Source organism: Pseudoalteromonas sp. SD03 (assembly GCF_040937955.1).
In the GTDB taxonomy this organism is placed as follows: Bacteria; Pseudomonadota; Gammaproteobacteria; order Enterobacterales; family Alteromonadaceae; genus Pseudoalteromonas; species Pseudoalteromonas tetraodonis.
This window is the reverse complement of record NZ_CP162514.1, coordinates 859067-881804: the sequence shown is the minus strand read 5'-3', so window position 1 is coordinate 881804 and position 22738 is coordinate 859067. Positions and strand designations below refer to the sequence as shown.

Annotated in this window: 13 protein-coding genes and 4 rRNA genes; 6 read left to right on the top strand and 11 right to left on the bottom strand. The window is 42.2% G+C overall.

Annotated features, from left to right (window positions below; all coding sequences use genetic code 11):
• The first annotated feature begins 56 nt into the window (after nucleotides 1-56).
• The gene (waaA, locus tag ABZP26_RS04080; protein ID WP_368485394.1) at nucleotides 57-1340 is read left to right on the top strand and encodes a lipid IV(A) 3-deoxy-D-manno-octulosonic acid transferase; all 1284 of its coding nucleotides are present in this window, start codon (nucleotides 57-59) and stop codon (nucleotides 1338-1340) included.
• The gene (locus ABZP26_RS04075; RefSeq protein WP_368485393.1) at nucleotides 1337-1885 is read left to right on the top strand and encodes a DUF1415 domain-containing protein; all 549 of its coding nucleotides are present in this window, start codon (nucleotides 1337-1339) and stop codon (nucleotides 1883-1885) included. Before waaA ends, ABZP26_RS04075 begins: the two co-directional genes overlap by 4 nt.
• Nucleotides 1886-1921: 36 nt before the next feature.
• Here ABZP26_RS04075 and ABZP26_RS04070 read toward each other — a convergent pair whose 3' ends face one another.
• The 4 genes from ABZP26_RS04070 to purL all read right to left on the bottom strand — a co-directional run bounded on the left by ABZP26_RS04070 (nucleotide 1922) and on the right by purL (nucleotide 8900).
• On the bottom strand, nucleotides 1922-2251 hold the full coding sequence (locus ABZP26_RS04070; protein WP_008468219.1) for a YdbL family protein: 330 nt from the start codon (nucleotides 2249-2251) through the stop codon (nucleotides 1922-1924).
• A gap of 11 nt (nucleotides 2252-2262) precedes the next feature.
• Nucleotides 2263-2460, bottom strand: coding sequence for a YnbE family lipoprotein (locus ABZP26_RS04065; RefSeq protein ID WP_028835526.1), 198 nt, complete (start codon nucleotides 2458-2460; stop codon nucleotides 2263-2265).
• Nucleotides 2457-4913 carry a YdbH domain-containing protein gene (locus tag ABZP26_RS04060; RefSeq protein WP_368485392.1) on the bottom strand — a complete coding sequence of 819 codons (2457 nt, stop codon included), beginning with the start codon at nucleotides 4911-4913 and terminating at the stop codon, nucleotides 2457-2459. Before ABZP26_RS04060 ends, ABZP26_RS04065 begins: the two co-directional genes overlap by 4 nt.
• 96 nt (nucleotides 4914-5009) lie before the next feature.
• Entirely contained in the window at nucleotides 5010-8900 is a 3891-nt protein-coding gene (gene purL / locus ABZP26_RS04055) for a phosphoribosylformylglycinamidine synthase (protein WP_368485391.1), read from the bottom strand.
• Between the two features lie 211 nt (nucleotides 8901-9111).
• Between purL and mltF the strand changes: the two genes are divergently transcribed.
• The gene (mltF, locus tag ABZP26_RS04050; RefSeq protein ID WP_368485390.1) at nucleotides 9112-10557 is read left to right on the top strand and encodes a membrane-bound lytic murein transglycosylase MltF; all 1446 of its coding nucleotides are present in this window, start codon (nucleotides 9112-9114) and stop codon (nucleotides 10555-10557) included.
• Between the two features lie 126 nt (nucleotides 10558-10683).
• On the top strand, nucleotides 10684-10854 hold the full coding sequence (locus ABZP26_RS04045) for a hypothetical protein (RefSeq protein ID WP_008468235.1): 171 nt from the start codon (nucleotides 10684-10686) through the stop codon (nucleotides 10852-10854).
• On the opposite strand, the gene tadA is transcribed toward ABZP26_RS04045, so the two are convergent.
• Nucleotides 10851-11357, bottom strand: a complete 507-nt coding sequence (gene tadA / locus ABZP26_RS04040; RefSeq protein ID WP_013464271.1) for a tRNA adenosine(34) deaminase TadA — start codon at nucleotides 11355-11357, stop codon at nucleotides 10851-10853. The genes ABZP26_RS04045 and tadA overlap by 4 nt on opposite strands.
• A gap of 177 nt (nucleotides 11358-11534) precedes the next feature.
• On the opposite strand from tadA, the gene ABZP26_RS04035 reads away from it, so the two are divergent.
• Nucleotides 11535-12839 carry an inosine/guanosine kinase gene (locus ABZP26_RS04035; RefSeq protein ID WP_368485389.1) on the top strand — a complete coding sequence of 435 codons (1305 nt, stop codon included), beginning with the start codon at nucleotides 11535-11537 and terminating at the stop codon, nucleotides 12837-12839.
• Nucleotides 12840-12861: 22 nt separating this feature from the next.
• Here the strand turns inward: ABZP26_RS04035 and glsB are convergent, their stop codons facing one another.
• The 6 genes from glsB to ABZP26_RS04005 form a co-directional block, all read right to left on the bottom strand.
• Nucleotides 12862-13785 carry a glutaminase B gene (gene glsB, locus ABZP26_RS04030; protein WP_028835530.1) on the bottom strand — a complete coding sequence of 308 codons (924 nt, stop codon included), beginning with the start codon at nucleotides 13783-13785 and terminating at the stop codon, nucleotides 12862-12864.
• A gap of 925 nt (nucleotides 13786-14710) precedes the next feature.
• Nucleotides 14711-14825: ribosomal RNA gene (gene rrf / locus ABZP26_RS04025) — 5S ribosomal RNA — on the bottom strand.
• A gap of 63 nt (nucleotides 14826-14888) precedes the next feature.
• A 5S ribosomal RNA gene (rrf, locus tag ABZP26_RS04020) occupies nucleotides 14889-15003 on the bottom strand.
• A gap of 135 nt (nucleotides 15004-15138) precedes the next feature.
• Nucleotides 15139-18025, bottom strand: a 23S ribosomal RNA gene (locus ABZP26_RS04015).
• A 294-nt stretch (nucleotides 18026-18319) separates the two neighbouring features.
• Nucleotides 18320-19853, bottom strand: a 16S ribosomal RNA gene (locus tag ABZP26_RS04010).
• The 16S, 23S and 5S rRNA genes sit together here, the layout of an rRNA operon.
• Before the next feature lie 598 nt (nucleotides 19854-20451).
• Nucleotides 20452-21309 (bottom strand): tetratricopeptide repeat protein, encoded by an 858-nt coding sequence (locus ABZP26_RS04005; RefSeq protein WP_013464241.1) that lies wholly within the window; start codon nucleotides 21307-21309, stop codon nucleotides 20452-20454.
• A gap of 110 nt (nucleotides 21310-21419) precedes the next feature.
• On the opposite strand from ABZP26_RS04005, the gene ABZP26_RS04000 reads away from it, so the two are divergent.
• Nucleotides 21420-22730, top strand: a complete 1311-nt coding sequence (locus tag ABZP26_RS04000; protein WP_368485388.1) for a M20 family metallopeptidase — start codon at nucleotides 21420-21422, stop codon at nucleotides 22728-22730.
• The last annotated feature ends 8 nt before the right edge of the window (nucleotides 22731-22738 follow it).

The window sequence follows — 22738 nt, the reverse complement described above, 5'->3', positions numbered from 1 at the left end:
TAGAAATAAGCCGTTTCACGATAAACTAGCTACAATTACCTTAAACAAAGCTCAGTATGGCACGAACTTTTTATTCACTTGCACTAATCATTATTAGCCCTTTGATCATATTTTATTTATATGTATTACGTGGTAAAAAAAATTCGGGTTATCGCGCGCATTTTAAAGAACGTTTTGGGTTTGTACGTCGCTGTTTATTTTCTAATAAAACTAAACCTGTAGTTATTCATTGTGCTTCTGTAGGTGAGGTATTAGCAGCAACGCCATTAATTAAAGCGTTGCAAAATGAGCACCCGCAGCTAAATATTTTGATCACTTGTAATACCCCAACTGGCCGCGCACAAATAACAGCACAATTTAAAGATACCGTCGCTACTAGTTATTTACCTATCGATTTTCCTTTTGCCACTGCTCGATTTTTAAAACGCGTAAAACCGCAGTTACTGTGTATTTTAGAAACTGAATTGTGGCCAAATATTATGGCTAATGCGCATAACAAAAAAATCCCGGTATTGGTTGTTAATGCGAGACTTTCTGAAAAGTCGCAGCAGGGTTATCAAAAGGTTGCGCAGTTAACTCACCGTATTATGCACTCTATTACTGCGTTAGCCAGTCATAACAAAACAGATGCAGAGCGTTTTATTGCACTTGGGCTTGAGCCTTCAAAAAGCCATGTTACAGGTTCAATCAAGTTTGATATTAGCCCTACTCAAGAGCAACTAACAAAGGTGAGCGCGCTCAAACAGTACTATAATAGCCAAGAACGTTTTATATGGGTGGCAGGTTCTACTCACCCTATAGAGCATGAATTAATACTCGATGCCCACCAGCAGTTGTTAAAAAAGCAGCCTGATGCTTTATTGATTATTGCCCCGCGACACCCCGAGCAATTTGATAAAGTGGCTGAACTACTCACACAAAGTACTTTAAGCTTTAGTCGTCGTAGCCAAAATAATTACCAAAACGAACACGTTTTACTTGCCGATACGCTAGGTGAATTACAGTGTTTATACGGCGCGGCTAGTGTTAGTTATATTGGCGGTAGTTTGATTCGTCGTGGTGGTCATAACCCGCTTGAGTCAGCCGCATTTTCGGTCGGTGTAATAACAGGCCCTCACACGTATAACTTTGATCATGTCTATCCTGAGTTAACAAAGCTTAAAGGGGCATGCGTGGTAGAAAATACAGATGAACTGGCACAACAACTCATTACTTTTAGCCAAAATAAAAAGGCATGCCAAACGCTCGGCACAAAAGCGGCGCAATGTGTTACTAAAAACCAAGGCGCCATAAAAAAAACACTCACTATTATTAATCAATACTTAGAGCCAAAACAGTGACTAACATAGCTATTAGCCAAACCCGAGAATGGGTTTCATCCGTTATTGTAAAATATAACTTTTGCCCGTTTGCCCGTAAAGAAGTCGAAAACAACTGTATTCATTACATTGTAAGTAACGCCAATACTATCGATGATGCTGTAATGGATATGCTTGAGCAATGTATCGAGCTTGACCGCGAGAGCGAACGAGAAACCACGCTAATCATGTTCGATAACGGTTTTAGTGACTTTGAAGACTTTTTAGATTTAGTCGATTTAGCAAATGCGCTATTGGTTGCACAAGGCTTTGAAGGTAAATATCAAATTGCAAATTTTCACCCCGATTATGTATTTGCCGATAGCGATGAAACCGATGCGGCCAACTACACAAATAGAGCGCCGTTTCCTACCTTGCACCTAATTCGTGAAGCAAGTATGAGTGAAGCACTTGAAAATTATGACGAACCTGAGTCTATTCCTGAGCATAATATAAACTTAGCACGCCGAAAAGGCATTGATTTTTGGCAACAATTATTAGAAAACTGTAAAAAACCGAGCGTATAAGCTCGGCTTTTAATACCTTTAGTTAACCCATTAACTTTATTTTTTGACCCAGCTACCGTTTACTTCAATGTAGTGGCCGCTTTGCGTTTTTTCGATTGTTTTTGCCGCTGCCAATGCCTCAACTTGTGCAAGTGACAAGTTATTCTTTTTAGCTAATTTTAAGTACTGTGCCTTACGTTTTTCGTTAACGTCATCAACAACCGCTTTTGCTTCTGTATTTTGTACAACTAATCCAAGGTAGCCTGAGCTGTTTTCACCAACTAAGCCTTGGCTTTTAGCTTCATCTAAACTCATAGCCCAAACTGAAAATGACATACAAACGGCACTAATTAGGGTTACTATATTTAATTTATTTTTAATATTCATATTCTAGCTCCTTAAAATAACTCACTGTCATCGCTAAATAAATTATCGAGCTCTTTATCTACTTTGACACGAATTTCATGATCAACCTTAACATTTAAATTAATAGTGATTGGCTCTTTAGCCGACACCTCAACACGATGCGTGCACGCACTTAGTGCTGATATTGCTGCTAACGCGAGCAGCACTTTTATCGATAACGACTGTCTCATTGCCCATTTCCTTTTTGTGAAAATTGTTGCTCAACTTTTTGTGTAATTTCATCACTTAAACGCAGTGCCCGTAAAAGCGTAAATATATTTTCTTCATGGTTGTAATTAAAGTTAACTTGCTGCTGCGCTTGCTGATTATAACCTTGTAAATTAACTCCAAGCTTTAACCAACCATCATTTTTAAGTACAACGCTGCTATTGAGTTTTTGAATATCTAAATCAGTCAATAACGCCAGTACAGGTTGCAACTCTTGCTGTTGCTGCATCACAGAATCAAATGCAGCATTATTGCTAATTTTTAAATTGCCCTCACCTTGGCTAAACAGACTGCCTTGGCTAATGTGCACACCATTTTTATTAACGCTCACCGGCAGTGTACCAGCCAAACGTCCTGTTAAAGTAATACCCGACTTATCATCAAGGGTGATCAGCTTACTTGCATCAATATTATTAAACGTTACAGTGCTAACTTGGGTTTCTTGTCCAAGCGTATAGTTATCTAATAAAAATGTACCGCCAAGCACATTACCTTCAACATTACTAACAAGCACATTATTGTTATTGACGAGCCATTGCCCTTTAAGGCCTTTGATAACTGCGCCCGCTCTAAACTCATTTAAATGAAAGGTAGTGGGTTTTACATTAAGCCTACCTGAATTAAATTCCCCGCTAAATACACTACTAAAATCACTTGCAAGGTAGTCATTATAAAGTCCACTTAATTGGCGAGTATCTATATCAAAGGATGCCCTTTGTAAATTGACATCGCCACTAATATTGCCGTTAAAAGTACCTTTTGTCAGCTTAGCAAGTGGATAAAACTGATTAATAAAGGTGTTTAATGGCAACACACTTTGCGCTGGCACAATCACCTCAAACGGATGCGCCTGTGACGATATATGATGATTTACCACCAACTCAATATCATCTATAAACGCATGGTGCGACGCTTTAAGTGCACGGCTTTGTAATCCACTCGAGTCTATTTTTATATTATTCAGTCTTATATCAGCGCTATTAAGAGCCTTAATTTGCGTTTTCGCAGTTAAATGAGCAAATAACTCACCTACACCTAGGTTTGCTTTTGCCGTGAGACTATTATTTATATTGGTAAGTTTAAATTCTTTATATGCCGCATTTTTTAACTGATTAGTTAATGTAATTTCTGCATTTAATTGTTTATCCATTTTCGCGGTTAAACTACCTTGATAATGCACTGCTTTTACATCAAAAGCTTCAAAGCTAGCAACGGAAAATTTACTCTGTGTGTACCCGACAGGTTTTGAGTCAATAAATTCACTTAATTCAAAGTAACCACTGAAATTAAGCGCATTAGCAGTAACAGGGATAAATGCGGGTAGCCTTTCAAGCTCAACGTTGTAATCACCTTTAACTTTAGTACCATTTAACTGAGCGCTTATATTAATGCTGTTTATATCTGGCGTGTTTATTTGAGCAGACACCTTTGCCTGAATATTATCAAGCAAAGCGTTAATAGTGAGGGCGGTATCTGTTATTAAAATATCAAAGTGTTTATTACCTTCACTCATCACATTAATTACTGGAATACTCAGCTCCCCCTCTTCTATGCGAAGAGCTTGAGAAAGCTTAACCTGCCAATTTAAAGCAACTTGTTTGCTTACAAAATCTGCGTACTTACTTGGTGGAATTAACTCAGTACAGCGAGGGGTTAAATTAATTTTGTTATTAAGTGAACCGGTATCTAGGATTAACGCTTGGTTATTTAAATTAAAGCGAGTAGCCATCTGGCCAGTGGTTAATAAATTAAATTGGCATTGCTCAAACGTATGAGCAAATTGAGCGCTAATCCCCCCGTTCAACTTAAGCTCAATCCCGTCAAAACTAAACACTTGTTGAGTATTAAAGTTAACAGCATCGAGTAAGGTGTTTTTAGTGTTTATTACCTGTTTTAACAAAATGTCATCAACTGCTAGCTGACCACTTATTTTATTGGAGGTTAAAGTAGCACTCGCATTTATATCGCCCATTACATTAAATTGATTTAGCGCAGGTTCTAATACACTAAATTTTAATGGTTTATTGAGCTGATTACTGTTTACTACAAGCTGTTTAATATTAATGAGTGGGCGATTTGAAGGTAGCGCTATCTCAAGCTGTTTAGCCGGTTGATTAGCGTTATCACTTTTAGGTAATGGATTGAGCGTTAATATTGCACTTTGAACACTGACATGCTTTGTATTTGCTGTAATATCAGAGAGTTGTAATTGTTGGTTTTGGTAATTTAAACACACAGTGTCGGCATGTATATTTAACTTTGAGGTAATTGAAAAATCGAGGCAGCTTAATGTGACACCTGCTTTTTTAAGTTCAGGGGCAATGGCCCATTGTAGTAAAGGCAAGCGAAATACATACCCGAGTAATAATAGACTCAGTAAAAGAGTGCCAACAATTAAACCAATGCGCTTAAACATATTATCCTTACATGTTTTTTAATCACTATAATCAAAAAAGGCTGCACAAGGCAGCCTTTTTTATTTTACATCCAGATCATGAATCTAGTGTGTATATTAACCTACATTTTTACGCGCATTACGGAACATTCGCATCCATGGGCTATCCTCTTTCCACTCATCTGGGTGCCAAGAGTTAGCAACAGTACGAAATACACGCTCTGGATGTGGCATCATTACAGTTGCACGGCCATCTGTTGATGTAATACCTGTGATACCTTCTGGCGAGCCGTTCGGGTTCGCTGGATATTGCGTTGTAGGGTTGCCGTAGTTATCAACAAATTTAACCGCTACAGTACCACTTGCAAGCGCTGCTTTTGTTGCTGCGTCGTTTGCAAACTCTGCATGGCCTTCACCATGAGATACCGCAATTGGCATCCGCGAGCCCGCCATACCATTAAAGAATACCGATGGATTCTCTTGTATTTCAACTAAGCTAAAGCGTGCTTCAAAACGCTCTGACTTGTTCGTTACAAAACGTGGCCAATGCTCAGTACCCGGGATCAACTCTTTTAATGTTGATAGCATCTGACAACCGTTACATACCCCTAAGCTAAAGGTGTCTTCACGGTGGAAAAAGCTTTGGAACTGATCGCGTGCCATGTCATTAAACAGTATTGACTTAGCCCAACCTTCACCCGCACCAAGCACATCACCGTAAGAGAAACCGCCACACGCCACTAAGCCTTTAAATTGCTCAAGTGTTAAGCGCCCTTCTAAAATGTCGCTCATGTGCACATCAACCGCTGCAAAGCCCGCACGGTTAAATGCAGCTGCCATTTCTAAATGAGAGTTTACACCTTGCTCACGTAAAATAGCCATTTGCGGTTTAGCACCAGTTGCAATATATGGAGCTGCAACATCTTCATTTAAATCAAAGTTAAGTTTTACATTTAAGCCAGGATCTTTTGCGTCAAACTTAGCGTCAAACTCTTGCTTAGCACAATCTGGGTTATCACGACGCGCTTGCATTTGATACGTTGTTTCGGCCCAAATTGTACGAAGTTCAGTACGAGTATGATTAAGTACTGTTTGCTCACCACGATTAAACACGATGTTATCGTCGTTATTTAGCGAGCCAATCACATGACTAATTGCGGCAACTCCATGCTGCTCAAATACCGCATTTACAGCCTCTAAATCGCTATTCGCTACTTGAATTACAGCACCTAGCTCTTCGTTATAAAGCGCTTCAATATCAGAGCCGGTCAAAGTCGCTAAATCAACGGTAACACCGGTGTGACCGGTAAACGCCATTTCAGCGATAGTGGTAAATAAACCACCGTCTGAACGGTCATGGTACGCAAGCAACTTGCTATCAGCGACTAGCGCTTGCATTGCGTTGTAAAAACCTTTTAGTAGTTCTGGGCTATCTACATCAGGTGTTGTATCACCTAATTGCTTATAAACCTGAGCAAGGCTTGATGCGCCCAGTCGGTTTTTGCCCGCGCCTAAGTCAACTAAAATAAGCGATGTATCGCCTTTATCTGTTCGTAACTGTGGGGTCACTGTTTTACGTACGTCTTCAACACGACCAAACGCAGTAATAATAAGCGATAACGGTGATGTCACCGATTGCTCTGTAGCATCATCTTCGTTCTTCCATGTCGTTTTCATCGACATAGAATCTTTACCTACAGGAATTGTTAACCCAAGTGCCGGACATAACTCTTCACCCACCGCTTTTACCGCTTCGTATAAACCGGCATCTTCTCCTGGGTGTCCCGCTGCGGCCATCCAGTTTGCAGATAACTTAATATTTTCAAGAGAGCCAATGTTTGCACAGGCAATATTCGTTAACGATTCTGCCACTGCTAAACGCGCTGAAGCGCCATAGTTAAGTAGTGCTGCAGGCGTACGTTCACCCAGTGACATTGCTTCACCATGGTAAGTGTCATATGTTGCTGCGGTTACTGCACAGTTAGCTACTGGTACTTGCCATGGGCCTACCATTTGATCGCGTGCTACTAAACCTGTTACCGAGCGATCGCCAATAGTAATGAGGAAGGTTTTTTCAGCAATGGTTGGTAAACGTAATAAACGTTCTGCAGCATCAGCAGCACTGATATTTTCAACGTCGAGTGCTTTACCTAACACTTGTTGTGATGTTACATCACGATGCATTTTAGGTGCTTTTCCTAATAAAACATCGAGCGGTAAATCAACAGGATTATTTTCAAAGTGACTATCAGCAACCGTTAAATGAGGCTCTGCAGTTGCTTCACCAATAACCGCATATTGCGCTCTTTCACGCTTACAAATAGCTTCAAAACGATCAAAATCTTCAACAGCGACAGCGAGTACATAGCGCTCTTGCGATTCATTACACCAAATTTCGTGTGGTGCCATGCCCGGTTCATCATTTGGGATATTGCGAAGCTGAAATTTACCGCCACGTCCACCGTCACTAACAAGTTCAGGGAATGCGTTAGATAAACCACCTGCACCCACATCATGAATAAACGCAATTGGATTTGCATCACCTAGCTGCCAACATTTGTCGATGACTTCTTGGCAACGACGTTCCATTTCTGGGTTTTCACGCTGTACAGAGGCAAAATCTAAATCTTCATTTGATTGACCCGATGCCATACTTGATGCAGCGCCACCGCCTAAGCCAATGTTCATTGCAGGGCCGCCTAGTGCAATGAGTTTTGCACCAACTGGAATATCGCCTTTTTGAACATGATCAGCACGGATATTACCTAAACCACCGGCAAGCATAATTGGCTTGTGGTAACCACGCACCTCTTCACCATTGTGACTGGTCACTTTTTCTTCGTAAGTACGGAAATAACCTAATAAATTAGGACGGCCAAACTCGTTATTAAACGCAGCACCACCTAATGGGCCTTCAGTCATAATATCTAGAGCATTAACAATACGGCCAGGCTTACCAAAATCACTTTCCCAAGGCTGTTCAAAACCAGGAATACGTAAATTAGATACAGTAAAGCCCACTAAACCCGCTTTTGGTTTTGAACCACGACCAGTTGCGCCCTCATCGCGAATCTCACCGCCCGACCCTGTTGCCGCACCAGAGAAAGGAGCAATAGCCGTTGGGTGGTTATGGGTTTCAACCTTCATTAATATTTCAATGTCTTCTTGGTGATACGCATATTCACCTTGTGCATTCGGGAAGAAGCGACCCGCCTTTGAGCCTTTCATTACGGCTGCATTATCTTTATAAGCAGATAATACATTTTCAGGGTTATGCTCAAAGGTGTTTTTAATCATTTTGAACAACGACTTTGGTTGTTCAATGCCATCAATAGTCCAATCAGCATTAAATATTTTATGACGACAATGCTCTGAGTTCGCTTGAGCAAACATAAACAGTTCAATATCGTTAGGGTTACGCCCTAACTTAATAAAGTTTTCAACTAAATAATCAATTTCATCATCAGCTAGTGCAAACCCTTGCTCTATATTTGCTGCGGCTAATGCTTCACGGCCGCCACCTAAAATATCAACTGATGACATTGGACGAGGTGCATCGCTGCGAAATAACTGCGCGGCATCTTCTAATTTACTGTGAGTAGCTTCAGTCATGCGGTCATGAAGAAGTGCTGCAACTTGTGCTAACTGTTCTGCACTTAAATCACCTTCAACATAGTAAGCAATACCGCGCTCTACGCGATGAACTTGTTTAAGCCCACAGTTATGAGCGATATCTGTCGCTTTTGAAGCCCATGGCGAAATTGTACCAGGACGAGGCGTCACTAATACCAACTGACCTGCTGGCGCATGCTCAGCAATTGTTGGGCCGTAGGTTAATAACTTTTCAAGTTTGGTGTGCTCATCAGTGTTTAATGGCGATGTTAAATCGGCAAAGTGAGCGTATTCGGCATATACATTGGTGACAGGAAGTTGCGATTGTTGGCAACGCGCTAAAATTTTATTAACTCTGAACTCTGAAAGTGCTGGTGCACCACGAAGGATCAACATAAGTAATTTCACCCGGGGTTAGGGATTGAACGATATTTTAGGCGCGTATTATAGTCCAAATTACTCTCAGATTTAACTCAAAAATGCGCTTTTCATTAAATTAACTTTTTCTTTTTGTTTACACCTATTTTTTACTCACTGCGATTAAACGATAAGTGACGTAATCAGTAAGTTTTGTTATAACAGGAGATACGATGCTAAAGAGGCGAATATGTTGAAGATAAAGCTAATAACAACCATTACGTTAGTCATACTTTTGTGTGCATGTAATACACAAGAGCAATCAACACAGCTTGCCCAAATCAAATCTGAAAACAAAATTCGTATTGGTACACTTGCCAGTGCAAGTAATTACTATCAAGCCGTTCAAGGGGAACAAGGATTTGAATTTGAGCTCTCTCAAGCGTTTGCAGACTACTTAGGGGTAGAGCTTGAAATTGTACCCTTTTTTAATTTATCCGAAATGTTTGCGCGTTTGGACAGTGGTGACCTCGATTTAATTGCCTCAGGTCTTACTTACAATAAAGTACGTGCTGAGCGCTATCGCTATGGCCCTACATACAGAACAATTAGCCAAAAATTAGTCTTTAAACAAGGCCGTGAACGCCCTCGTGATTTTGATGATTTAACCGGAAACTTCACCGTTATCGCTAAAAGTAGCCATTCATTAACATTAGAAGAAATTCAACAAACCAACCCAAACTTAAGCTGGAATGAAACCGAAGAGTTTGATGAAGAAGAATTACTGCAAGCAGTTATTGACGGCGAAATAGATTACACCTTAGCGGATTCACATACTTTAGCGCTATTTCGTCGCTATCACCCTAATTTAAGTATTGGCTTTTCAGTTACCCGAAATGATTCAATTGCATGGATACTAAGAAAGTCGAATGATGATTCCCTATACGCATTATTAGTCCCCTTTTTTGGTGAAGCAAAACAAAATAATCAACTTTATGTGCTCGAAGAAAAATACTTCGGTCATGTCCGCCAATTTAATTACGTTAATACCTTGGCCTATATAGACGCAATTAAAGAAACACTGCCTAAATATCAACCTTGGTTTATGCAATATGCAGGTAGCCTAGATTGGCGCTTACTGGCAGCATTAAGTTATCAAGAGTCGATGTGGAACCCGCGTGCTAAATCACCAACCGGTGTGCGTGGTATTATGATGCTAACAAGACGCACAGCAAAACAAGTCGGTGTAACAAACCGCTTAGAACCAGAGCAAAATATACGCGGTGGTGCACAATACCTAGCAAAATTAATTAAACGCGTCCCGGATCGAATCCCTCAACCGGATCGTACTTGGCTTGCACTTGCCGCCTATAATGTAGGTTGGGGACACGTTAACGATGCCCGTATTATTACCGAGCAACAGGGAGCTAGCCCTGATAAATGGGCCGACGTTAAAAAGCGCTTACCATTGTTAGTAAAAAAACGTCACTATCGTAATACCCGTTATGGCTATGCTCGCGGTGATGTAGCAGTGACCTATGTTGATAATATACGCCGCTATTACGATGCGCTTGTTTGGCTTGATGAAAATAATGCAATGGCGCCAATCACCTCAACAAATGAAACAGAAGAGAAAATCGTTAAACCAGATGATTCAGAGCAACGTACAAGTAATGCCGCTGAAGAAAAAAAATAAATACGCAGCTTAGTAATTAACTGAACATCAGAAAATCAAATAGTTGTTTACTTGTAATCAATTATTCAATAATCTGGCTTAATTGTATAAAATTTTGTGTCATTACCAAGCACATAAGGATAAGTCATGCTTAAACGTAGACGTACACATCAACTTAAACGTTGTATAAAGCACTCAACCGCCACTCGTCGTCGAGTGATGTTAAGAAATTTACATAAAAAAATAATTTGGCGCCGCCGCATGTTTGCTATGCAGCAAATGGCTGAATTAGACGCCTTAATAGCAGCAGCTGACTAATCGCTGTTACTATTACGAGCGGCTTGCTTTGCCGCCTTTATTTGTGCTCGGCGACGCTTAAAAAAACTAGAAATAGTCTCTGCACATTGTGTTTCTAATACCCCACCCGTTATTTCTACCTGATGGTTTAAACGAGGTTCTTGTAAAAGGTTCATAATTGAACCGGCAGAACCCGTTTTAGCATCGGCTGCACCAAATACTAAGCGTTTAATTCGGCTATGTACTAATAAACCTGCGCACATAGAGCATGGCTCTAGCGTGACGTAAAGAGTACAGTCAATTAAGCGGTAATTATTAAGTACTTTTCCTGCTTCACGTACCGCTATCATCTCAGCATGAGCCGACGGGTCGTTATCAGTAATTGAACGATTATAGCCTGCGCTAATAAGCTGATTATCTTTAACAATTATAGCCCCTACCGGGATCTCATCTAGCTGCTCCGCTTGTTTTGCATACACAAGCGCTTGTTCCATCCAATATTGGTCGTCAAATGGCTCTGTCATTATTATTACTTAACTATTTTTTATGCCGTAATTATACCAACTTAGCGCAATAAAATGCGTCATTGATCACTTTATTGCAAAAATAAAACAAATTTAAGTGGTTTGTCATGGCTCATAAGGCAGGATTTACGCTATAATCTCACGCTTTTTTTATTTAGCTCACAACACGGGTAGCAAATGAAATTTCCTGGACGCCGCAGGCATAAACATTATTTTCCAGTGGAAGCCAAAGATCCACTGACCAATCAACTTAACGCCACTGAGCGATTACACCGCAGCTATATTACGGGGATCGATCAAATCGTTGTTGATATAGAAGCTAAGGTTGACCAAGCTTTTCTCGATGAATTTCAATTGCGCCGAGGGATGTCGCAAGTTATAGATAATGACATCACCAATGCTTTATACGATCGCTTAAAACTAAACGACATGGTCGATTACGAATTCGCAGGCGGAACCGTTGGCAACACGATGCACAACTATTCCGTACTTGCTGATGACCGTTCGGTGCTATTAGGTGTAATGAGTGAAAACATAAAAATAGGCAGTTATGCTTATCGCTTTTTATGTAATAACTCAAGTCGCGTAGACTTAGACTACTTACAGCCTGTAGATGGTCCTATAGGCCGCTGTTTCACATTGATTGATGAAACAGGTGAACGCACCTTTGCCATTAGTGCTGGCCTAATGAATTATCTAAAGCCTGAGTCAATTGATAAAGAGCTAATCGAAGGCTCATCGGCATTAGTGATTAGCGCTTATTTAATGCGTACTCAAGGCGATGAAACCATGACCGAAGCGACCATGCAAGCAATCAAGTATGCTAACGATGCAGATGTACCGGTTGTATTAACACTCGGTACTAAGTTTCTTATCGAGCAGGATCCGACATGGTGGGCTAACTTTGTAGAAAAGCATGTTGATATCCTTGCTATGAACGAAGAAGAAGGCCAAGCAATTACTGGATTTGAAGATCCATTACTAGCTGCCGACAAAGCATTAGACTGGGTTGATTTAGTAATTTGTACTGCCGGTGAAAAAGGCTTATTTATGGCCGGTTTTGTTGATGACAGTTTCAAACGCGAAACAGAGTATCCACTTTTGCCTGGTGCTATCCCTGACTTTAATCGTTATGAGTTTTCACGTGCAATGCGTAAAGTTGACTGTGAAAAACCAATAAAGGCATATAGTCATACTGCTCCGTTTATGGGCGGGCCTGACTCGATTAAAAATACCAACGGCGCTGGTGATTGTGCTTTAGCCGCTGTATTGCATGACTTATCAGCGAATGTTTATCATAAGTTGAACGTTGCTAATTCAGCAAAACATCAGCAACAAGCGATTACCTACTCTTCGCTCGCTCAAATTAGTAAATACGCCAACCGTGCAAGTTACGAAGTACTGGTTCAGCATTCTCCACGCTTATCACGTGGCTTACCAGAGCGCGAAGATTGCTTAGAGCAAGTGTATTGGGATCAATAAAATCCCAATGCACTAAGCGTATTTAAAATATCGATATATCAAGCTTTTTAGATAGCAGCTCTAATGCTGCTATTCCTGCGACTGAATTACCAAAAGAGTTTAATCCTGGGGAATACACTGCCACAGTAAATCTATTCGGTAACACCGCCAATATAGTGCCAGAAACCCCTGATTTGCCCGGCATTCCTACTCGATAACCAAAATCACCCGCCGCATCATATAAACCACTGGTAAATAACAACGAATTTAGTTGCTTATTCTGACGACTAGAAAGCACTCGTTTAGAAGAACTATAGTCTATCCCTTTATTAGCTAAAAAATTGTACGCCTTAGCAAGTTCGATACAATTAAGTTCTATGGCACAAAAATTAAAGTATGACCACAGCACATCATCAACTTCATTTTCAAAGTTACCGAATGATTTCATTAAGTGTGCCATTGCCGCATTTCGATGCCTAAACTCATACTCTGAATTAGCCACTTGTTTATCTATTACGATACTTCGATTACCAGATAAATCGCGAAATGTTTCCAGCATAGAGTGCATGGGTGCTGATAAACGACTATATAAAGCATCACAGGTAACTATGGCACCCGCATTAATAAATGGGTTACGGGGTATGCCTTTTTCAAACTCAAGCTGTGTCAGTGAATTAAATGCTGTTCCTGAGGGCTCTTTACCCACTCTACTCCATAGTTCATCGCCATAACGTTGCAGCGCTAATGTCAGAGTCATTACTTTAGAAACAGATTGAATAGTAAAACGTTGTTCGCAATCACCCGCGCAAAATATCTCCCCCTCAGTGGTGTAAATAGCAATAGAAAACTGCTCAAGATCAACTTCAGCAAGAGCAGGTATATAATCAGCAACCTTACCTTGGCTCAATAAAGGCTTAACCTCTTGAGTTATCTCATTTAGCACTCGTTGATAATCACTGGTTGGCAATAGACACCTCAATAATATGCAAAGTTAAAATCAAATTTTAACACGTAGGATCTATAACTGCATGAGAATGTTAAGTCTATAAGTTATTAGTAATCTGATAGGAAGCATATACATGATGAGATTGGCTGGCAGTCTCTTTTTTTAAGATATTGCGTAATTCATCTTCAAATTTAAAACAATAAAAAACCAGCATTTTGCTGTAACGTGGTTCTGTTATTTGGAGCCAGTGCGCTAATTTATAGCGACAATACAATAGAACATCCTACATTTTTGTTTAGATCCAAGCTGTTTTGTTTGATGTATAGGAATACGAATGCCATGGAGCACAAGATATGCAAGAGCGGCCACTACTAAGTTCCATATACAGTCTTGGCTTGATGTTTTTCTTTATCTCAGACAACAAAAAACCCGTTACATTGCTGTAACGGGTTTCTTTAATTGGATCCTGGTAATGTCATGGTGCCCACAGCGGTAAAAAGTCACATAGCAAATGCGACACTATCATTGTGTCGAGGCGGCCTTGTGCGGGGCTCGCCTTCGAGCTGTTTAGGAATACGAATGCCGTGGAGCACAGGATGTACGAGAAAGGCCACTACTGAGTTCGGCATGGGCTCTTGGTTATTTATTAAATCCCAGACAGCAAAAAACCCGTCACATCGCTGTAACGGGTTTCTCTTATTTGGATCCTGGTAATGTCATGGTGCCCACAGCAGTAGAAAGTCACATAGCAAATGCGACACTATCATTGTGTCGGGGCGGCCTTTTGCGGGGCTCGCCTTCGAGCTGTTTAGGAATACGAATGCCGTGGAGCACAGGATATACGAGAACGGCCACCACTGAGTTCGGCATGGGCTCTTGGCTATTTATTAAATCCCAGACAGCAAAAAACCCGTTACATCGCTGTAACGGGTTTCTCTTATTTGGATCCTGGTAATGTCCTACTTTCACATAGCAAATGCTACACTATCATCGGCGCTGTTTCGTTTCACTACTGAGTTCGGCATGGGGTCAGGTGGGTCCAAAACGCTATTATCACCAAGAAAATTCTTTTCAATTTTCTTATTATTTATTTTTAAATTTAAAGTCTTTCGACTAAATTTGGAGCCTGGTAATGTCCTACTTTCACATAGCAAATGCTACACTATCATCGGCGCTGTTTCGTTTCACTACTGAGTTCGGCATGGGGTCAGGTGGGTCCAAAACGCTATTGTCACCAAGCAAATTTGGTGTAAGGTCGATTTAATCGAGCTTACTAAAATTTGGAATTCTGATAATAAAGAGTAATCAAGTAATCTACTTTAGTTATATTAACTTCTTCGCTTAAACTATCACATAAAACGCGTTTGGCGTTGTATGGTTAAGCCTCACGGGTAATTAGTACAAGTTAGCTTAATGGCTCACACCACTTCCACATCTTGCCTATCAACGTTGTAGTCTTCAACGGCCCTTCAGAGACTTTAAAAGTCTAGTGAGAACTCATCTCGAGGCCTGCTTCGCGCTTAGATGCTTTCAGCGCTTATCAGTTCCGAACGTAGCTACCGGGCAATGCCATTGGCATGACAACCCGAACACCAGCGGTTCGTTCACTCCGGTCCTCTCGTACTAGGAGCAACCCCTCTCAATTCTCAAACGCCCACGGCAGATAGGGACCGAACTGTCTCACGACGTTCTAAACCCAGCTCGCGTACCACTTTAAATGGCGAACAGCCATACCCTTGGGACCGACTTCAGCCCCAGGATGTGATGAGCCGACATCGAGGTGCCAAACACCGCCGTCGATATGAACTCTTGGGCGGTATCAGCCTGTTATCCCCGGAGTACCTTTTATCCGTTGAGCGATGGCCCTTCCATTCAGAACCACCGGATCACTATGACCTACTTTCGTACCTGCTCGACGTGTCTGTCTCGCAGTTAAGCTGGCTTCTACCATTACACTAACCGTACGATGTCCGACCGTACTTAGCCAACCTTCGTGCTCCTCCGTTACTCTTTGGGAGGAGACCGCCCCAGTCAAACTACCCACCAGGCACTGTCCGTAACCCCGATTCAGGGGCCAACGTTAGAACATCAAAACTACAAGGGTGGTATTTCAAGGACGACTCCACAAAAACTAGCGTCTCTGCTTCTAAGTCTCCCACCTATCCTACACATGTAGGTTCAATGTTCAGTGCCAAGCTGTAGTAAAGGTTCACGGGGTCTTTCCGTCTAGCCGCGGGTACACAGCATCTTCACTGCGATTTCAATTTCACTGAGTCTCGGGTGGAGACAGCGTGGCCATGGTTACACCATTCGTGCAGGTCGGAACTTACCCGACAAGGAATTTCGCTACCTTAGGACCGTTATAGTTACGGCCGCCGTTTACCGGGGCTTCGATCAAGAGCTTCTCCGAAGATAACCCCATCAATTAACCTTCCGGCACCGGGCAGGTGTCACACCGTATACGTCATCTTGCGATTTTGCACAGTGCTGTGTTTTTAATAAACAGTCCCAGCCACCTGGTCACTGCGGCTCCAATCAGCTTAAAGAGCAAGTCTCATCACCAATCGGAGCGTACCTTCTCCCGAAGTTACGGTACGATTTTGCCTAGTTCCTTCACCCGAGTTCTCTCAAGCGCCTTAGTATTCTCTACCTGACCACCTGTGTCGGTTTGGGGTACGATTCGGTATAATCTGAAGCTTAGAGGCTTTTCCTGGAAGTATGGCATCAGCAACTTCATCACCTTGGTGACTCGTCTCGTGTCTCAGCCTAACAGCAACCCGGATTTACCTAAGTCGCTAGCCTACACACTTTCACATGGACTACCATCGCCATGCTTGCTTAGCCTGCTCCGTCCCCCCATCGCAATTATACCAAGTACGGAAATATTAATCCGTTTCCCATCGACTACGCCTTTCGGCCTCGCCTTAGGGGTCGACTTACCCTACCCTGATTAACATGGGATAGGAACCCTTGGTCTTCCGGCGTGCGGGTTTTTCACCCGCATTATCGTTACTCATGTCAGCATTCGCACTTCTGATACGTCCAGCATACCTCCCGGTACACCTTCAACCGCTTACAGAACGCTCCCCTACCACTCAAAATAAATTTTGAATCCGCAGCTTCGGTGCATAGTTTAGCCCCGTTACATCTTCCGCGCAGACCGACTCGACCAGTGAGCTATTACGCTTTCTTTAAAGGATGGCTGCTTCTAAGCCAACCTCCTGGCTGTCTGGGCCTTTCCACATCGTTTCCCACTTAACTATGACTTTGGGACCTTAGCTGGCGGTCTGGGTTGTTTCCCTCTTCACGACGGACGTTAGCACCCGCCGTGTGTCTCCCGGATATTACTTTACGGTATTCGGAGTTTGCAAAGGGTTGGTAAGTCGGGATGACCCCCTAGCCTTAACAGTGCTCTACCCCCGTAAGTATTCGTCCGAGGCTCTACCTAAATAGATTTCGGGGAGAACCAGCTATCTCCCGGTTTGATTAGCCTTTCACTCCTAACCACAGGTCATCCCCTAACTTTTCAACGTTAGTGGGTTCGGTCCTCCAGTTGATGTTACTCAACCTTCAACCTGCCCATGGCTAGATCACCGGGTTTCGGGTCTATACCTTGCAACTATTCGCCCAGTTAAGACTCGGTTTCCCTACGGCTACCCTAATCGGTTAACCTCGCTACAAAATATAAGTCGCTGACCCATTATACAAAAGGTACGCAGTCACCCAACAAGTGGGCTCCTACTGCTTGTACGTACACGGTTTCAGGTTCTATTTCACTCCCCTCACAGGGGTTCTTTTCGCCTTTCCCTCACGGTACTGGTTCACTATCGGTCAGTTGGGAGTATTTAGCCTTAGATGATGGTCCACCTATATTCAGTCAAAGTTTCACGTGCTCCGACCTACTCGATTTCACTTAAAATGCGTTTTCATGTACGGGACTATCACCCTGTATCGTGGCACTTTCCAGAGCCTTCCATTAACACATAATAAGCTTAAGGGCTGTTCCGATTTCGCTCGCCGCTACTATCGGAATCTCGGTTGATTTCTTTTCCTACGGGTACTTAGATGTTTCAGTTCTCCGCGTTCGCCTCGTTAACCTATGTATTCAGTTAACGATACCTGCAAGCAGGTGGGTTTCCCCATTCGGAAATCCTAGTCTCAAGTGCTTTTTACTAGCTTGACTAGGCTTATCGCAAGTTAATACGTCCTTCATCGCCTCCAACTGCCAAGGCATCCACCGTGTACGCTTAGTCACTTAACCATACAACCCAAACGGGTCTTTGTTTTGTGACAGTTTAACTTCGCCAGAAGTTAATATTGAATACTAAAGTAGATACCAATCAACAAACGTTAAACGTTCATTAAATGGCACTGAATGATACTGCTATCATTCTTTTTTACTTTTGAAAACTCTGTACAAATACAATGTATTCATACGAATTTTATTATCAGCTTTTCCAAATTTTTAAAGAGCATATTAATTAGTCAACTCAAAGAGCAAACTAACTAACAATCATCTGTGTGGACACTACGAACAAATAAGTTCTAAATCGTATAAGGAGGTGATCCAGCCCCAGGTTCCCCTAGGGCTACCTTGTTACGACTTCACCCCAGTCATGAATCACTCCGTGGTAAACGTCCTCCCGAGGGTTAGACTATCTACTTCTGGAGCAACCCACTCCCATGGTGTGACGGGCGGTGTGTACAAGGCCCGGGAACGTATTCACCGCGTCATTCTGATACGCGATTACTAGCGATTCCGACTTCATGGAGTCGAGTTGCAGACTCCAATCCGGACTACGACGCACTTTAAGTGATTCGCTTACTCTCGCGAGTTCGCAGCACTCTGTATGCGCCATTGTAGCACGTGTGTAGCCCTACACGTAAGGGCCATGATGACTTGACGTCGTCCCCACCTTCCTCCGGTTTATCACCGGCAGTCTCCTTAGAGTTCTCAGCATTACCTGCTAGCAACTAAGGATAGGGGTTGCGCTCGTTGCGGGACTTAACCCAACATCTCACAACACGAGCTGACGACAGCCATGCAGCACCTGTATCAGAGTTCCCGAAGGCACCAAACTATCTCTAGTAAGTTCTCTGTATGTCAAGTGTAGGTAAGGTTCTTCGCGTTGCATCGAATTAAACCACATGCTCCACCGCTTGTGCGGGCCCCCGTCAATTCATTTGAGTTTTAACCTTGCGGCCGTACTCCCCAGGCGGTCTACTTAATGCGTTAGCTTTGAAAAACAGAACCGAGGTTCCGAGCTTCTAGTAGACATCGTTTACGGCGTGGACTACCAGGGTATCTAATCCTGTTTGCTCCCCACGCTTTCGTACATGAGCGTCAGTGTTGACCCAGGTGGCTGCCTTCGCCATCGGTATTCCTTCAGATCTCTACGCATTTCACCGCTACACCTGAAATTCTACCACCCTCTATCACACTCTAGTTTGCCAGTTCGAAATGCAGTTCCCAGGTTGAGCCCGGGGCTTTCACATCTCGCTTAACAAACCGCCTGCGTACGCTTTACGCCCAGTAATTCCGATTAACGCTCGCACCCTCCGTATTACCGCGGCTGCTGGCACGGAGTTAGCCGGTGCTTCTTCTGTCAGTAACGTCACAGCTAGCAGGTATTAACTACTAACCTTTCCTCCTGACTGAAAGTGCTTTACAACCCGAAGGCCTTCTTCACACACGCGGCATGGCTGCATCAGGCTTGCGCCCATTGTGCAATATTCCCCACTGCTGCCTCCCGTAGGAGTCTGGGCCGTGTCTCAGTCCCAGTGTGGCTGATCATCCTCTCAAACCAGCTAGGGATCGTCGCCTTGGTGAGCCATTACCTCACCAACTAGCTAATCCCACTTGGGCCAATCTAAAGGCGAGAGCCGAAGCCCCCTTTGGTCCGTAGACATTATGCGGTATTAGCAGTCGTTTCCAACTGTTGTCCCCCACCTCAAGGCATGTTCCCAAGCATTACTCACCCGTCCGCCGCTCGTCATCTTCTAGCAAGCTAGAAATGTTACCGCTCGACTTGCATGTGTTAGGCCTGCCGCCAGCGTTCAATCTGAGCCATGATCAAACTCTTCAATTAAAAAGTTTTATGTCTTTCGACAGCTCAATGAATTCTGAATTTATTTAATATCTTTCGATATTGAATTGACTGTGCTGAATAACTACCTAAGTAATTATTCTGTTGGTCACTCAGTTTCGATTGAGACTCTAAATTTGTTTGCCTCACTACCTAAGTAGCTTGGCTGTTAGAACTCAATCTGTACGAGTGCCCACACAGATGATTGCTTTATATTGTTAAAGAACGTTGCGATTAAAGCGTTTAACTTTATCTCGCTAGGGCTGCGCATATTACGCTTTCCTATTTTTTTGTCAACACTTAATTTTAAACTTTATCAAAAATCTAAACTCAAGTTTTACTCGACTTTCTGAGCAGCTCCTGCTTCGCTATGCGTTGGCGTTCCCCGTCTCAGTGGGGTCGCATTATAGGGAGAATCGATTTTAACGCAAGCGTTTTTAAAGGCTTTTTTGCATTTAATTTTTCCCCCTAAGATACCCCACCTAGACACACACGTTACCCACAAAACCCTGTGGATAACCCTGCATTTATCCTCTTTTTAAATGTAGAAAACAAAAAAGCATCTTTAGTTAGATGCTTTTATAAAGGTTCTAATTAGCCGTCAATATAAAATACTATAGAGCTTGCGGCGATATTTAGCGGCTAATGCATCGCCGTCAGGTAAAGAGGCGATTATTGCTAAGAAGTTTGGTTTGGCTTCATCATAGTTAAGATCCTTTTTAAGGATAGTAAAGAGTGCTTCTAATGCCTCTTCTTTCCTTCCCGCTTCATTTAAAAGGTTACTTAGCTGCATTTGCAAATCAAGTTCATTTGGATGTTTAGCGACTTTTTCTTGAAGTTCTTTTATCTGCGGTGAATCGGTTGCCTCTAATGCGGCCTCACATTTTGCCTTAATATTATTAAAGTATGCATCTTGCTCTTTTACATCTATTGTTTCTATTAACGCAGCGGCTTCATCGAGTTTGTGGATTTGTATACATATATCTGCCAGTACTAATTTAATCCTCGCATTTCGACTATCAAGTTCATACGCTTGTTTGGCATAAGTAAACGCGGCATTTAAGTCGCTATTAATCAGTGCTTGCTTAGCCTGCTCTAATAATAAGTCTTGTTGAGCTGGTAAATGTTTAGATAATGCATCACGAACTTGGCTTTCTGTTTGAGCACCCGCTAATACATCAACTGGAGCTGAGTCTTTTAATAACACTAAAGTAGGTAAGGTTTGCAATCCAACTTGTTGGGCAAGTTGAGAGGCAAGTGCCTGCTCTGCATCGCAGTCTAAGTTTGCGACTACTATATAGTTGCTGTATTCAGCAGCTAACTTATCTAAAATAGCTGCTTGGCTAATACACTCTGGGCTTTGTGGAGAAAAAAAGTTAAGTAGTACTAACTTTTGTTGTGATGTTTCACCCAATACTTGCTGAAGGTTTTGTGCGTTAAGACTAACTATATTGCTCATTGAATTATTGCCATGTTCATCTATTTAGGTTTTTTATATGGTGATGAAGATAATAATTACAAGTCATCTGTTTAAATCATTTAAATACAATAGAAGGTAGTGAGGGAAATATGAAATTAGCGTATGTAAGTGCATTGTGTTTATTAGTCAGCCCATTATTGAATGCGCAAGCACTTAAGTTGGATCTTGATACCAGCATGCCGGCAATAGAAAAACTTTACTTAGACCTACATCAATCACCTGAATTGTCATATAAGGAAAAGCAAACAGGTAAAAAAATCGCTGAACGACTTCAGAAATTAGGGTTTGACGTAACCGATAATGTAGGTGGCTATGGTGTAGTCGGAATTTACAAAAATGGTCAAGGCCCTACCGTCATGATCAGAACTGATACTGATGGCCTGCCTATAACAGAGCAAACAGGCAAAACTTACGCATCAACTATTACCACAATTAATGATCAAGGTAGTGAAGTTGGCGTTATGCATGGCTGTGGTCATGATATTCATATGAGCTCTTTTATTGGTACTGCTGAGCAATTAATTACGCATAAAAATAAGTGGCAAGGTACTTTAATGATGGTTGCTCAACCCGCTGAAGAAGTAGGCGGTGGTGCAAAAGCAATGCTCAAGGAAGGATTATTTAACAAATACGCTAAACCAGATCATATTATTGCTTTGCATGTAAGCGCTAGCGTTGCTGCGGGTAAAGTGGCAATGAAAAATGAATACACCATGGCCAGTGTTGATTCTGTTGATATTAGTATAAAAGGCAAAGGTGGCCATGGTGCTTACCCGCATACAACTATCGATCCTGTGATCATCGCAGCTCGAACAATACTTGCACTACAAACAATTACTAGTCGAGAGCTTTCTCCACTTGAACCTTCAGTGATAACGGTGGGTTCCATTCATGGTGGCTCTAAACACAATGTTATTTCTGATGAAGTTAAGTTACAACTTACGCTACGCAGCTACAATCCAGATGTACGTAACGCACAAATAGCGGCAATTAAACGTATTACTGCAGGTATAGCACAAAGTGCAGGCCTCGAGGAATCTCTCTACCCTGTAGTGAAAGTTCATGAAGATGAATCAATTCCATCAACTTACAATAACCCAGTACAAACTAACCTTGTTCGAAACGCTATAAAAAGTGCGATAGGTGATGCAAACGTGCTCGAAACAGAAGCGGTAATGGCCGGTGAAGACTTTGGATTATACGGGCGCACCGACGAAAATATTCCTATCACCTTATTTTGGCTAGGTGGCGTTAACCAACAGCAGTACGCCAAGGCAATAAAAAATAACGAAACACTGCCCTCGTTACATTCAAGTAAATTTGCGCCTGATTATAAAGTAGCACTGCCTACAGGAATAAAGGCAATGAGTAACGCCGCTGTGGCACTATTCAATCAGTAACCTCCAAC